The following is a 13,928-nucleotide window of genomic DNA, read 5'->3' on the forward strand; positions in this document are numbered from 1 at the left end:
CGTCATGGGACGGCAACTGAGCGCGCTGGACGCGCAGTTCCTCAACTTCGAGACGGCCGCCAATCTGGCGCACATCGCCGGGCTGACCGTGCTCGACCCCACGTCCGCCCCCGGCGGAGTGGTCACCAAGGCCGGGATCATCGATCTGCTCCGGAAGCGGGCGCATCTCGCGCCGCCGTTGCGGCGCAGGCTGGTGGAGGTGCCGTTCGGGCTGGATCATCCGTACTGGGCGGAGGATCGCGAGGTCGACTTCGACTACCACGTGCGGGAGCTCGCGCTGCCCCCGCCCGGCAACGACCACCAGCTCGGCGAGCAGGTCGCCCGGCTGCACGGGCGGCGGCTCGACCGGCGCAAGCCGCTCTGGGAGCTATACCTGATCCACGGGCTCGCGGGCGGGCGGGTCGCCATCTACACCAAGGTCCACCACGCCGCCATCGATGGCATCGAGGGCGCCGAGGTGCTCGCCGCGCTGATGGACCTGACGCCGGAGCCCCGCGAGGTCGAGCCCGACGACGAGCCGCTGGAGACCGCGCCGGACCTGCCGGAGATGGTCACCCGGGGGTTCTCCCGGCTGCTCGACAACCCGTCCGCCGTGCTGCGGTTCGTGAGCAACGCGGTGCCCCGGCTCGACGAGCTGCCGGTCGTCGCGCAGATCCCCGGCGCGGGCCTGGTGGCGCGGCTCATCCGCGGGCTCGGCTGGACCGGCGACACACCCGGACCGGAACTGCCCGACCTGCCCCGGCTGACCGTGCCGCGCACGCCGTTCTCCGGGCCGATCACCCCGCACCGGCGGTTCGCGTTCGGACGGCTGCCGCTGGCCGACGTGAAGAAGGTCAAGAACACGCACGGGGTCACCGTCAACGACGTGGTGATGGCGCTGTGCGCGACCGCGGTCCGCCGGTGGCTGGTCCAGCGCGACGAGCTGCCCGCGGAACCGCTGGTGGTGGGCATCCCGTTCTCCACCCGGGGCGAGGCCGACGACGACTCGATCGCCAACCAGGTGCTGCTGGCGACCACGACCATCCCGACGGACGTGGCGGATCCGGTGGCCCGGCTGTCGATCGTCAGCACCGCGATGGCCGCCGTGAAGGAGCGGTTCTCGGTCGCCCCGGCGACTTGGCTGCTGGAGTTCAGCCAGGCCATGCCCGCCGCGCTCAGCGGCCTCGCCGACCGGGCCGCGTTCCGCCTGGCCGCCAGGACCGTCCCGGTGATGAACCTGATGATCTCCAACGTGCCGGGGCCGCAGCTGCCGCTCTACATCTGCGGCGCACGCGTGCTCGCCCAGTTCCCGGTCTCAGTGATCACCGACGTCAGCGGCGGCATCAACATCACCGTGTTCTCCTACGACGGCTTCCTGGACGTCGGGATCGTTGCCGACCGGGAGATGGTGCCCGACATCTGGGACTTTATCGACTACCTGCAGGACGCCCTAGCTGAGCTGATGCCCTGACTTATCCAGAAATATCCGGCACGTTGTGCGTTGGCGTGGTTGGGGAGTGTCACCGCTTCGCCCGCCCGGGGGCGGACCCCGTTGGGCGTTCGCGCCAAGAACGGCCGGGCGCTACTTGGCGAAATATGTGCCCGGCGCGTCCCTGCCGAGGACTCCGCCGACGCAGCGGTAGCTGCGCACGCCGCGGGCGAACTCCTCGGTCGACGGTGGCAGCACCGACAGCTGCCATCTGTCGGCCGTGTATCGCGCGGCCGCCGGCGACCTGGAGGCCATCAGCACGCTCATCGAGCACAGCTTGGCGACTTTGGGGTGATCTTCGAGCTCGTTGAGGTTGCTGGTCAGGGCGTCCAGAGGTAAAGGTGAGACGGCGAAGGTCTCCCAGGCGTGCCGCGCCTCGCAGCCCACCCGGGGCGCGGTCACCGCGCCCGCGATGGAGACGATGCCGCTCCAGCATTCGGCTTCCTTGACGCAGGCCGCGCCCTCGACGACCGTGGCCGCACAGCCTTCGGTGTAGGTCGCCACCTCGATGGTCGGTTTGTCCTGGCCTGTGCCGATGGACTGGCCGATGCCGGGGTTATCGCCGCTGGACCGGATCTCGCTGCTCGCAGGCGGCTCCTTGTCCAGCACCATGTACGCGATACCGCCCGCCAGCGCGAGCGCGAAGATCGTCGCGACCACCGCGAACACGATCGAGGAGTTCCGGGTGGGTGGCGCCGCCGGAGGCACGACCTTCGGTGTGGTCGGGGAGCGATGCACATCCGCCACGGGATGTTTCCCGCCGGGCGATGTCATCGCATAAGGAGGGGCGACATATCCGGCTTGCCCGGGAGGTGGAGCGTAAGCGGGCGGATCAGACGGCGAAGCGTAAACGGGAGGACCGGGAGGCGGTCCCGCGAATCCGCCTGGCCCGGGACGCCCCGCCTGATTGCCCGGCGCGGGCTGCGGAAACGCCTGCGATCCTGGCGGGGGCGGCGGGAACGCGCGCGACCCTTGCGGGAATTCAGGCCCAGGTGGCTGCGCGGAGTACTCGCGGTGCCGTTCCGCGGGATTCGCCAGAGCCGCCGGAGCCGGGCCCGCGCTGGTGCCGTCCACGGTCAGCAAGGTGAGAGCGTCCCGGAAACGCGCCGCCGTCGGAGTCCGGCGGGCCGGATCGCTGGCCATGGCCTCGCGCAGCACGTCCACCAGCGCCACCGGAGCGCCCGCGATGTCCGGAATCGGCTGCCGGTGTAACGCCATGATCACGGCGATGTTGACCACGCCGCTCTGCGGGAACCTGGGCGGCCGCCCGCTCAGCAGCGCGTAGAGGGTGGCGGCCAGCGCGTACACATCCCCGGTCGCGGTCGGCTCACTGAGATCGAACGCCTCCGGCGGCGCGTACGCGGGCGTCAGCGACTCCCGGGTCACCGACATCTCGGCGCCCTCACCCGCCGACGGCATCGTGGCCAGCCCGAAATCCGACAACGCCACCAGACCGTACGAATTGATCAGGATGTTGGCCGGTTTCACGTCCCGATGCAGCACCCCGGCGGCGTGTGCGGCGGCCAGCGCGTCCGCGATCTTGATGCCGATGTCGCGCACCTCGCGCACGCTGAGCGGCCCGTGCTTCCGCAGCCGGTCGGCCAGCGACCCGCCGGGACACAGCTCCAGCACCATGTACGGACGCCCGTCCGGCAGCACGCCCGCGTCGTACACATCCGCCACATGAGGATGCCCCGACAGCGCGCCCGCCGAGGTGACCTCGCGCATGAACCGCCGCCGGTCCCGATCTGACAGCAGGACCCGGTTGTCGATCTTCAGCGCCACCTCGCGCCCGACCGCCAGCTGCCTGGCCCGGTAGACGATGCCGAACCCGCCCTGCCCGAGGATGTCGAGCACCTCGTAGCCCTGCACCAGCGGGGCGCCCGCCTCACTCATGGCCTCCTCCTTGCCAGCGGCACCTTACCGCACCCGAAGAAGACCCGTTTATCACTGCTCCAGTGTGGCGACCCCGGCCTTCATGTTGGGACGAAACGGGGCATCGTGCCTCACGGTAGGTTATCCATTACCCACAGTTCTGTTAATGTTTGATCTATGAGGGCGGCGTACAAGTGCCGGGCCTACCCGACACCCGAACAGGCGGCGGTGCTGAACCGCACGTTCGGATGCGTGCGCGTCGTCTGGAATCGCACCCTGGCCTGGCGGCACGCCCGCTACCACAGCAAGCAGGCACCAACCAGTTTCACCCAGGCCAACGCCTACCTGACCGCGATGAAAGCCGCCGAGGACCTGTCCTGGCTGAACGAGGTGTCCTCGGTCCCGTTGCAGCAGGCGCTCCGGCACCAACAGGCCGCCTTTGCCAATTTCTTCGCCAAACGCGCCGGATACCCACGCTACAAGTCCCGTACCGGCCGTCAGTCGGCCGCGTACACACGATCGGGGTTCCACTATCACGATGGGCGGCTGGTCCTGGCGAAGATGGACACGCCGCTCGCCTTCGTGTGGTCCTGGCCCGGCGTAGACGTGGCGGCCATCAACCCGACCACGGTGACGATCTCCCGGGACCCGTGCGGGCGCTGGCACGTCTCCTTCGCCGTCGACGTGGCTGAACCCGCACCCCCACCAACCACCGGCGCCATGGTCGGCGTGGACCTGGGCATCAAGGACTTCGCCGTCACCTCCGATGGCGAGAAGATCGCCAACCCTCGCCACCTGGCCCGGCGGGAACGCAACCTGGCTCGTTACCAGCGGCGCATGGCTCGCAAAGTCAAGGGCTCCCGCAACCGGATTAGGCCAAGGCGAAGGTCGCCAGAGCGCACCGCAAAGTCCGCGCGTCCCGGGCGGATTTCCTGCACCGCACCTCCACCCGGCTGGTTCGCGACCACGACGTGATCGTGCTGGAAGACCTGGCCGTGAAGAACATGGTCGGCAACCGCTCGCTCGCCAAGGCCATATCCGACTGCGGGTGGGGAACCTTCCGCCGCATGCTCGAATACAAGGCCACCAGAGCCGGTCGGCATCTGATCGTGATCAACCGCTGGTATCCCAGCTCGAAGACTTGTAGCGCGTGCGGGCATCTGCTCGCCGCGCTCGACCTCGGGACACGCGCATGGGCGTGTCCCGACTGCGGCACCCTGCACGACAGGGACGTCAACGCCGCGAAGAACATTCTGGCGGCAGGTCTTGCCGTGTCGGCCTGTGGAGCTGATGTCAGACCGCAAGGGTCCTCCCTTCGGCAGTCGGCGACGAAGCAGGAACTCCCCGTGGCGACGCGCGGAATCCCCGTCCTTCAGGGCGCGGAGTAGTCAATCGCTTTGCTCGGCTTTCACGCCCAGCAGTTTCTCGGCCTCCGTGTGCAGGGCGTGGATGAGAACCAGGCGCACGCGCAGCTCCGCGTCGCCCGGGTCCTCGGTCGTGATGGGATCGTCCATTCCGGAATGTGGACGCCCCGTCGGGCCACGTGGTTTGCGCGGTATAACGGTTGTGTATACGAGTGGCTACTCACCGAAGCGGGACAACCGGCCCTTGGTGCGGGCGTGGCGGAGGGTCAGGCCGTACAGCCAGAGGGCGAGGGCCACGTACACCACGTCGAGGAGCCCGGCGGCGGCGAGCGAGCCCCACGGGATGGCGCCGCCGTCGAGGACCGTGCGCATGCCCTCGAAGACGTGGGTGGCCGGGATGACCGCGGCGACCGCCTGGAGGGCCTCGGGCAGGACCGACACCGGGTAGAAGACGCCCGCCAGGGGCTGGAAGACGAAGACCAGGCTCCAGGCGATGACCTGGGCGCCCTCGCCGAAGCGGAGCACGCAGGAGATCGCGACGAAGGCCAGCGACCAGCCCATCACCATCAGGACGGCCATGAACGGCACCAGCCCGATGCCGATGGTGAACAGGCCGAACCCGTACAGCGTGTAGGCGAGGAGCGCCATGAAGGTGATCCCGGCCGCGATCTTGGTGAGCGAGAAGAGCACCAGGCCGGTCATGTACTCGGCCGGGGTGACCGGGGTGACGTGCACGTTCAGCAGGTTCCTGCTCCAGATCTCCTCCAGGAAGCCGATCGCGACCTCGTTGGCGGCCCGGTGCAGCACCTGCCAGAGCAGGATCGCGCCCAGCAGCATGGAGACGACGAACGGCACCTTCTGGGCCTGCAGGAAGAGCGTCAGGTAACCCCACACGACCAGCTCGATCACCGGCCAGAAGACGATCTCGAACACCCGGATCGGGCTGCGCCGCAGCGCCGCCAGGTCCCGCACCACGACCCCGCCGACCCGCCTGCGCCGCGCGGCCATGCTCAACGGCGGGTACGCGAGACTCGCCGCACCATCCACGGACATATCGCGACTTATGGTCATGCTGGGACCGTGCCTTCCCTGGCGACCTTGAGGAATACCTCTTCCAGGTCGTCCACCCCGAAATCGTCCGCCAGCTCCGCTGCGGTGCCCTGGGCGATGATCCGGCCCGCGGACACGAAATGGATCCGGTCGCACATGCGCTCGACCTCGCGCATGTTGTGCGAGGTGATCAGCAACGCGGTTCCGGTTTCCCGGGCGACCCGCACCAGCAGGCCCCTGATCCGGTCGCCCGCGTCCGGGTCGAGCGCCGCCGTGGGCTCGTCCAGGATCAGCAGCCGGGGTTCGTTGATGAGGGCTTTGGCCAGTTGCACGCGGGTGTGCTGCCCGGAGGAAAGCTCGATCACCTTGCGTCTGGCCAGCGGCCCGATCTCCAGCAGGTCGATGATCTCGCCGACGCGTTCGCGGGGGCGGCGCAGCCCGTACAGACGGGCGAATGCGTCCAGCACCTCCCGCACATGCAGCACACCGGGCAAGCCCAGATAGCTAGCCGAGAAGTTGACCTGGCTGAGCACCTCGGTCCGATGCCGAGCCAGATCGAGCCCGAACATACGAACCGTCCCCGAATCCGGGGTGATCAGCCCGAGCAACATATGCAGGGTCGTCGACTTCCCCGCCCCGTTGGGCCCAAGCAGCCCCGCGATCTCCCCCTGCCCAACCCTGAGGCTGATCCCGTCGACGGCCTGAACGTTCCCGAACCGTTTGGCGAGATCTTCCGCCTCAAGAATCAGCACCCACCCAGCGTGAGCGCTCGCCCTGCCACTCGCAACGCGTTTTTCAGGCGGCTGCGGGCGCGGGCGCGGCTGGCTTCTGGTCGTCCGGCGGTGGGGTCACTGGGGGGCCGGAGTCGGGGGAGCGGCCTTGGGCGTTGCGGATTAGGGCGACGATTACGGAGGTTACGGGGGCGGCTAGGAAGGCGCCGACGATGCCGGCTATGACGCTGCCGATGGCGAGGGCGACCAGGATGATGGCGCCGGGGAGGTCGAGGGCCTTGCCGTAGATCATGGGGGCCAGGACGTGGCCTTCGAGTTGCTGGATGAGGATGACGACGGCGATGACGATTAGGGCGACCAGCCAGCCCTGGGCGACGAAGGCGACGACGGCGGCGAGCAGGCCGGCCAGGAAGGCGCCGACGACCGGGAGGAAGGCGCCGAGGAAGGTGAGTACGGCGAGAGGGAGGGCGATGGGGACGCCCAGGATCCAGAGGGCCAGGCCGATGAAGAAGCCGTCGACGAAGCCGACCGCGGCCACGCCGCGGATGTAGCGGCCGACGACGTCGAAGATGACGCGGCTGGTGTTGACGATGTGCGGGCGGCTGGGGCGGGGGGCGAGGTCGGCCACCCAGCGCAGCAGTACGTCGCCGCTGTGCACGAGGTAGATGGCCAGGATGAAGGCGAGGACGGCGCCGATCACGATCTCGCCCGCGATCGTCACGCCGGTGAGGGCGCCGGTGGCGATCACCTGGCCGCGTTCCTCGATGAAGGTGCGGGCCTGGGCGATCAGCTCGTCCAGGCGGGCCTGGTCGAGGCCGAGGGAGGCGGCGAAGGTCTGCAGGTCGGCGACCGCCGTGTCGACGCTCGCGCCGAGCTGGCCGAAGCCGCTGACGGTCGGGGGGACCAGGAGGGCGATGAATCCGGCGAACAGCGCTATGCCGCCGACCACGACGAGCAGAGTGGAGAGGGTGCGGTTGAGGCCGCGGGAGCGGAGCCAGCGGGCCGGGGGATACATCAGGGCGGTGAGGAAGATGGCGAAGACCACCGTGATGGCCACGGTTCTGACCTGGTAGAGCACCCAGAGCACGACCGCCACCAGGGCGATCAGGATGAGGATGCGTTTGGCGGTGAGGCTTGCCCGGTAAAGGGCGCCTCCTCCGTTCTCGGCGTTCGCCGGTTTCATCATCGCTCCCTCACTCGTCTCAGAATCTGCCCGCAGATGATCGCAGATGATCGCAGGTCGGCGCGATGGGGATCTACGCGAGGCGCGCCCGGCGGTATTCGCGCTAGGCACGCCCGGCGGTATCTAAGCGGGGCAAGCCCGGCGGTGGGGGGAAACCGCCGGGCTTGCCGGGAGGAGGGCTCTGGCGGAAGCCCTCCGGCCTCTATGCGGCCCGAGCGGTTTCGCTGGGCCAGGGGTGTCGCGTGGAGCTGTGTGCGGGCCGAGCGGTATTGCCGGGCCAGGGGTGTCGCGTGGAGCTGTGTGCGGGCCGAGCGGTTTCGCTGGGCCCAGGGATGTCACGTGGAGCCGGTGATTTCCAGGTCCCGGACTCGGGGGTCGTTCGCGTCGGCGTAGTAGTCGTCCGGGCTGGTCGCGTCGGGGCCGTCGGCGACCTTCGCGGCGCGGGCGATCCAGGTGCCGAGGACGGCGACGGCCAGGTTCACGATCAGCGCCAGGAAGCCCGCGTAGATGGTCATCTTGGTGTCGAGGCCGAGCTTCTCCAGCGGGAACGCCGAGCCGCCGAAGTGGGCGTGGTCGATGGCCGGGTTGGCGATGTTGTAGAGCAGCAGCATGCCGGCCGACATGCCCGCGACCCACCCGGCGATCAAGCCTGCCCGGTGGAACCACCGGCTGAACAGCCCGAGCGTGATCGACGGCAGCGTCTGCAGGATGATCACTCCGCCGATGAGCTGCAGGTCGATGGAGAACTGCGGGTCGATGAGCAGGATGAACAGCACCGCGCCGATCTTCACGACCAGCGAGGTGACCTTGCTGACCGAGGCCTCCTGGGCGTCGGTGGCGTCCGGGCGGAGATACTCCCGGTAGATGTTGCGGGTGAACAGGTTGGCCGCCGCGATCGACATGATCGCCGCCGGGACCAGCGCCCCGATCCCGACCGCCGCGTACGCCACACCCGCGAACCAGTCGGGGAACATCCGGTCGAACAGCTGCGGCACGACCGTGTTCACATCCCGCCCGATCGGGGTGACCCCGGCCGCGATGGCCATGTATCCGAGCAGCGCGATCAACCCCAGCAGCAGGCTGTAGGCGGGCAGCGCCGCCATGTTCCGCTTGATCACGTCCCGGTTCCTGGACGCCAGCACCCCGGTCACGCTGTGCGGGTACAGGAACAGCGCCAGCGCCGAGCCCAGCGCCAGCGTCACGTACTGCAGCTGGTTGTTGGCGTTGAGCAGGATGCCGTCGCCGGGCGCGGGCGTCGCGTCGAACTTGGCCTGCGCCGCGTCGAAGATCGACCCCCACCCGCCCAGCTGGGCCGGGATGTAGATGATCGCCACCAGGATCACCACGTAGATGAGGATGTCCTTCACGAACGCGATCAGCGCCGGCGCCCGCAGCCCCGACTGGTAGGTGTAGGCCGCCAGGATCGCGAACGCGATGATCAGCGGCAGGTCCCCGGACACCCCCATCGTCTTCAGCACGGCCTCGATCCCGACCAGCTGCAACGCGATGTACGGCATCGTCGCCACGATCCCCGTGATCGCCACCAGCAGCGCCAGCGACGGCGACCCGAACCGCGCCCGGACGAAGTCGGCCGGCGTGACGAACCCGTGCACGTGCGACACCGACCACAGCCGGATCAGGATCAGCAGCACCAGCGGATACACGATCACCGTGTACGGCACCGCGAAGAACCCCATCGCCCCCGCCCCGAAGAGCAGCGCCGGAACCGCCACGAACGTATACGCGGTGTACAGATCACCCCCCACCAGGAACCAGGTGATCCACGACCCGAAGTTCCGCCCGCCGAGCCCCCACTCGTGCAGGCTGGCCAGGTTCTCGGCCCGCCGCCACCGCGACGCGACGAACCCCATGCCGCTCACCAGCACGAACAGCGTGGTGAAGATGATGATCTCGGTGATGTGCCCGCTCATGCCCGGGTCCGCCGATACACCAGGATCGTGATGGACACGCTGAGCAGGATGAACAGCAGCTGCAGCCAGTAGAACAGCGGGATCCCGAACAGGCGCGGCTCGATCGAGTTGAACAGCGCGGGGATCAGCGGCACCACGATGGGGACGACCAGCAACCAGTACCAGGGGTTGCGATCGGAGCGGGGAGCGTCCATCGCGTCTTCCTTCCGGGAGGCCGGACAAGTTGTCGAATCGCAGCGTAAAGTGACCCGCGTCACAGATGGCCTCACCGATCGGCGAGCGGTGCCGTTAGCGCGGCGAACGGTCGCGCGAGGTCACTGGAACGGCAGCAGCACCGCCGACGGACGCGCCGGATCGTGGAAGACCTCCTGGTCACTGGCCACCATCGGCCCACCGGAGCCGAGCGGCTCCCCGGTGCCGGGATTGCGGGGAATGCGGGGATACGCCCCGCTGGCCACCTGCACCCGGATCTGGTGCCCGCGCCGGAACCGGTGCCCGATCGGCCACAGCTCGACCAGCACCCGCCGCACCCCGTCCGCGTCCGCGACATCGGCCGGGGTCAGCCGGCGTACGCCCTCGCACACGTTCCGCGAAACCCCGTCCGGATGCACGTCGCACACCCGGACCACCAGGTCGGTGTGCTCGCGGCTGGTCCGCACGAACAGCTCGGCCGACACCGGCCCGATCACGTCGGTGTCGGCGGCCAGCACCGGCGAGGTGTAGACGAGCACGTCCCGCCGCGCCTCCAGCCGCCGGTTGTCCCGCGGCTCGGAGTTGCCGATCAGCACAGGACCGCCCAGCACCGGCGTCGGATATTTCGGGTCATATCGGTATCTGTCCGGGGAGGATGTTCCCGGGCTCTCCGGGCCCAGGTTGAAGCCCGGCTGCAGGTGCCACCGCCGGGTTCGCGTTCCCGGCACCGGCCAGTCCGGATAGTCGCGCCACTCGTTCGCGCCGGTCACGAAGATCCGTACCGGCTCGGCCCGCAACCCCGACGGATCCCCGAGCAGATGCGCCCGGAACCAGGCCAGCGCGTCCGCGTTGGCCGTGCGCCCGTGCCGCACGTCGGCGTGATACCACGGCCCGATCGTCAGGTACGGCTGCCGCCCCGCGGCCCGCATCGCCGCGTAATCCTTGAGCTGCCACGGTAGGAACACGTCATACCAGCCGCCGGTCATCGTCACCTCGGCCGCCACCCGCTCGACGGACGCCGAGAAATCCCGCTTCCGCCAGTACGGCGAGGCCACCTCCCCGTGATGGGCCAGCAGATCCTGGAAGAACGGCAGCGGCCGCCCGGCCGACAGCCGGTCCAGCTCGCCCAGCGGCCGTCCGGACAGCACCGCGCGCCGGGTCCGCCGGGGCGCCAGCAGCGCCGACGCGCCGCCGATCCGGCTCTCCATCCCGGCCGTCAGCGTGGTCCAGATCAGCGACGACTCCAGCGCGAAGGCCCCGCCCACGTACGCCGCCTCCCGGAAGGAGGACGCGGTCACCTGGGTCGCCATCGCGCGCAGATCGGGCGTCTCCGCCGCGATCGCCCACTGGGTGAAGCCTAGATAGGAGGGGCCGTGCATGGCGAAGCTCCCGCCATACCAGGGCTGGGCGCGCATCCAGGCGACCGTGGCCAGGCCGTCCTCGTGCTCGTCGCCGAGGGGGTCGAGCAGCCCGCCGGAGCCGAAACCGCCCCGGCAGCTCTGCACCACGACCTGGAATCCCTGGCGGGCGAAGCCCTTGCCGTACATCCAGCCGATCATGCCGCCCCGGCCGTACGGCGAGCGGATCAGGATGGTCGGCGGGCGGGAGACGCCGACGGGGGAGTAGAGGTCGGCGAGGAGGGTGACACCGTCGTGCATCGGCACGCGCAAGTCCCGCCGAACAGTAATGCGTGACATCACGTATCAATTGGTAACATATCGGACATCCGGATGTCACCTGCTGAATTGCCGATCGTCGGCGGCCCGGCTATTGTGTCCGCATGCGAACTCCTCAGCAGTGGTGGCGCCGCTAATAGGCGGCAGTCGAACCCAGGTTTTCGCATTCGCGAGCAAGCACTGGCCGCCCCGGTTTGGGCGGCCTTTTTGTGTTCGCCTCCGGGGCTTGATAAGAGATCAAGGGGCGAACGGTGGAGATCACCCGATATAGGACCAGCGGGGGCGTCGAGGTCGAGCGTGGCGTGCGCGAGGTTTCCGAAGCGGCGCTTGAGGAGATCGTGACCGCGCTCGGGGAGCGGCGCGGCGGGGCGTTCTCCTCGGGCATGGACTATCCGGGCCGCTACAGCCGGTGGGCGTTCGGCTACGTGGATCCCTGCCTGGAGATCGTGGCGCACGGGCGGAACATCTCCGCGCGGGCGCTCAACGCGCGCGGCCGGGTGGTCCTGCCCGCCGTGGCGGCCTGCCTGCTCGCGGCTGGCGAGATCGTGGGGGAACCCGCCGCGGACTGGATCGAGGTGGCCGTCGCCGAATCGGCCGAATTCCTCCCTGAGGAGATGCGCAGCCGCCGCCCGACCGTCTTCACCGCGATCCGCGAGGTCATCGCCGCCTTCAAGGGCGAGGACCCGCACCTCGGTCTGTACGGCGCGTTCGGCTACGACCTGGCCTTCCAGTTCGAGCCCATCCGGTACGCGCTCACCCGCCCCAAGGACCAGCGCGACCTGGTGCTCCACCTGCCGGACCGCCTCGTCGTCATCGACCGCGTCCGCGAGACCTGCGTCGAGTACTCCTACGACTTCACCCTCGGCGGCGCGGCCACCAAGGGCCTGCCGCGCACCGGCGACACGCGCCCCCTCCGCAAAGCCACCCAGATCCCGAAAAATCCGGAAAAAGGTGGCTATGCGGATGTGGTGGCCAAGGCCAAGGAGAAGTTCAAGCGCGGCGACCTGTTCGAGGTCGTGCCCGGCCAGGTCTTCCACGCGCCCTGCGACGACCCCGCCGCCTTCTACCGGTCCCTGCGGGTCAGCAACCCCGCGCCGTACGAGTTCCTGATCAGCCTCGGCGACGGCGAGCACCTGGTCGGCGCGTCCCCCGAGATGTACGTCCGGGTCGCCGGCGACCGCGTCGAGACCTGCCCGATCTCCGGCACCATCGCCCGCGGCGCCAACCCGGTCGAGGACGCCGAGGCCATCCGCACGCTCCTGTCCAGCGTGAAGGAGGAGTCCGAGCTGACCATGTGCACCGACGTGGACCGCAACGACAAGTCCCGGATCTGCGTGCCCGGCTCGGTCAAGGTCATCGGCCGCCGCCAGATCGAGATGTACTCCCGGCTGATCCACACCGTCGACCACATCGAAGGCCGCCTGCGCCCCGAATTCGACGCCCTGGACGCCTTCCTCACCCACATGTGGGCCGTCACCGTCACCGGCGCGCCCAAGACCTGGGCGATGCAGTTCATCGAGGACCACGAGGCCACCACCCGCCGCTGGTACGGCGGCGCCGTCGGCTTCATCGGCTTCGACGGCTCCATGAACACCGGCCTCACCCTGCGCACCGCCCAGATCTCCGGCGGCGTGGCCATGGTCAGGGCCGGCGCGACCCTGCTCTACGACTCCGACCCCGACGCCGAGGAGCGCGAGACCGAGCTCAAGGCCAGCGCCCTGCTCGGCGCGCTCGCCGCCGTCGGCAAGCCGGACCAGGCGGGCGCGCCGGGCCCCGAGCGCGAGCAGCCGGGCGCCGGCCACAACGTGCTCCTGATCGACCACGAGGACTCCTTCGTCAACACCCTGGCCGACTACTTCCGCCAGCAGGGCGCCACCGTGGTCACCCTCCGGCACGGCTTCCCCATCGAGATGGTCGACCAGATCGCGCCCACCCTGGTCGTGCTGTCGCCCGGCCCCGGCTGGCCGTCCGACTTCGGCACCGACTCCCTGATCAAGGCCCTGTACGCCAGGGAGCTGCCGGTCTTCGGCGTCTGCCTGGGCCTGCAGGCCATGGTCGAGCAGGCGGGCGGGACGCTGGAGCTGTTGCCGTACCCGGAGCACGGCAAGCGCGGCCAGGTCAAGCGGGAGGGCGACAGCGCGCTGCTGGCGGGCCTGCCGGAGGCGTTCACCGCGGCCCGCTACCACTCGCTGCACGCCAAGCACCCGGGCGTGCACGGGTTCACCGTCACGGCGGCCACCGCCGACGGCGCGGTCATGGCCATCGAGGACGTGCCCAACCGCCGGTTCGCGGTGCAGTTCCACCCCGAGTCGATCCTGACCACCGAGGGCGGCGCGGGCGCCCGGATCATCGCCAACGTGCTGCGCCTGTGCGGGTAAAACCGAGAGTGATCGGCGGACGCGGAGGGTGACGGACTCCTAGAGTCCCTGTGTCCCCGCACGTCATCGACAGAAAGGGC

At 69.3% G+C, this 13,928-nt stretch carries 10 protein-coding genes and 1 pseudogene; 3 read left to right on the forward strand and 8 right to left on the reverse strand.

From position 1 onward, the window contains the following. Positions 1-4 precede the first annotated feature (4 nt). Positions 5-1,450 (forward strand): wax ester/triacylglycerol synthase family O-acyltransferase, encoded by a 1,446-nt coding sequence (locus ABGB08_RS23670; protein WP_347593747.1) that lies wholly within the window; start codon positions 5-7, stop codon positions 1,448-1,450. A 111-nt stretch (positions 1,451-1,561) separates the two neighbouring features. Here the strand turns inward: ABGB08_RS23670 and ABGB08_RS23675 are convergent, their stop codons facing one another. Next, positions 1,562-3,364 (reverse strand): serine/threonine-protein kinase, encoded by a 1,803-nt coding sequence (locus ABGB08_RS23675; protein ID WP_347593749.1) that lies wholly within the window; start codon positions 3,362-3,364, stop codon positions 1,562-1,564. Between the two features lie 156 nt (positions 3,365-3,520). Between ABGB08_RS23675 and ABGB08_RS23680 the strand changes: the two are divergent. Then, positions 3,521-4,731: pseudogene (locus tag ABGB08_RS23680) on the forward strand (RNA-guided endonuclease TnpB family protein). On the opposite strand, the gene ABGB08_RS23685 reads toward ABGB08_RS23680, so the two are convergent. The 7 genes from ABGB08_RS23685 to ABGB08_RS23715 all read right to left on the reverse strand — a co-directional run bounded on the left by ABGB08_RS23685 (position 4,732) and on the right by ABGB08_RS23715 (position 11,452). Beyond that, on the reverse strand, positions 4,732-4,857 hold the full coding sequence (locus tag ABGB08_RS23685; protein WP_347593751.1) for a hypothetical protein: 126 nt from the start codon (positions 4,855-4,857) through the stop codon (positions 4,732-4,734). A gap of 66 nt (positions 4,858-4,923) precedes the next feature. Beyond that, positions 4,924-5,778 carry an ABC transporter permease gene (locus ABGB08_RS23690; RefSeq protein WP_347593753.1) on the reverse strand — a complete coding sequence of 285 codons (855 nt, stop codon included), beginning with the start codon at positions 5,776-5,778 and terminating at the stop codon, positions 4,924-4,926. Then, positions 5,775-6,509: an ABC transporter ATP-binding protein gene (locus ABGB08_RS23695; protein ID WP_347593755.1), complete on the reverse strand. Its 735-nt coding sequence runs from the start codon at positions 6,507-6,509 to the stop codon at positions 5,775-5,777. The genes ABGB08_RS23690 and ABGB08_RS23695 overlap by 4 nt, the downstream gene beginning before the upstream one ends. A 43-nt stretch (positions 6,510-6,552) precedes the next feature. Continuing rightward, complete coding sequence (locus ABGB08_RS23700) at positions 6,553-7,674, reverse strand: AI-2E family transporter (RefSeq protein WP_347593757.1); 1,122 nt, start codon at positions 7,672-7,674, stop codon at positions 6,553-6,555. A gap of 332 nt (positions 7,675-8,006) precedes the next feature. Then, positions 8,007-9,602: a sodium:solute symporter gene (locus ABGB08_RS23705; protein WP_347593759.1), complete on the reverse strand. Its 1,596-nt coding sequence runs from the start codon at positions 9,600-9,602 to the stop codon at positions 8,007-8,009. Further along, positions 9,599-9,796, reverse strand: coding sequence for a DUF3311 domain-containing protein (locus tag ABGB08_RS23710; protein ID WP_347593761.1), 198 nt, complete (start codon positions 9,794-9,796; stop codon positions 9,599-9,601). Before ABGB08_RS23710 ends, ABGB08_RS23705 begins: the two co-directional genes overlap by 4 nt. A gap of 120 nt (positions 9,797-9,916) precedes the next feature. Continuing rightward, entirely contained in the window at positions 9,917-11,452 is a 1,536-nt protein-coding gene (locus ABGB08_RS23715) for a CocE/NonD family hydrolase (RefSeq protein WP_347593970.1), read from the reverse strand. A 269-nt stretch (positions 11,453-11,721) separates the two neighbouring features. Between ABGB08_RS23715 and ABGB08_RS23720 the strand changes: the two genes are divergently transcribed. Beyond that, positions 11,722-13,848 carry an anthranilate synthase component I gene (locus ABGB08_RS23720; RefSeq protein ID WP_347593763.1) on the forward strand — a complete coding sequence of 709 codons (2,127 nt, stop codon included), beginning with the start codon at positions 11,722-11,724 and terminating at the stop codon, positions 13,846-13,848. Positions 13,849-13,928: the final 80 nt, after the last annotated feature.

It is taken from the genome of Acrocarpospora sp. B8E8, from assembly GCF_039871605.1.
In the GTDB taxonomy this organism is placed as follows: Bacteria; Actinomycetota; Actinomycetes; order Streptosporangiales; family Streptosporangiaceae; genus Acrocarpospora; species Acrocarpospora macrocephala.

Bases quoted from the DNA above. Each gene is read 5' to 3' on its own strand.
- ABGB08_RS23700 (WP_347593757.1), bottom strand. From the start codon at position 7,674: ATGATGAAACCGGCGAACGCCGAGAACGGAGGAGGCGCCCTTTACCGG.
- ABGB08_RS23670 (WP_347593747.1), top strand. From the start codon at position 5: ATGGGACGGCAACTGAGCGCGCTGGACGCGCAGTTCCTCAACTTCGAG.
- ABGB08_RS23710 (WP_347593761.1), bottom strand. From the start codon at position 9,796: ATGGACGCTCCCCGCTCCGATCGCAACCCCTGGTACTGGTTGCTGGTC.
- ABGB08_RS23675 (WP_347593749.1), bottom strand. From the start codon at position 3,364: ATGAGTGAGGCGGGCGCCCCGCTGGTGCAGGGCTACGAGGTGCTCGAC.
- ABGB08_RS23690 (WP_347593753.1), bottom strand. From the start codon at position 5,778: ATGACCATAAGTCGCGATATGTCCGTGGATGGTGCGGCGAGTCTCGCG.
- ABGB08_RS23715 (WP_347593970.1), bottom strand. From the start codon at position 11,452: ATGCACGACGGTGTCACCCTCCTCGCCGACCTCTACTCCCCCGTCGGC.
- ABGB08_RS23685 (WP_347593751.1), bottom strand. From the start codon at position 4,857: ATGGACGATCCCATCACGACCGAGGACCCGGGCGACGCGGAGCTGCGC.
- ABGB08_RS23705 (WP_347593759.1), bottom strand. From the start codon at position 9,602: ATGAGCGGGCACATCACCGAGATCATCATCTTCACCACGCTGTTCGTG.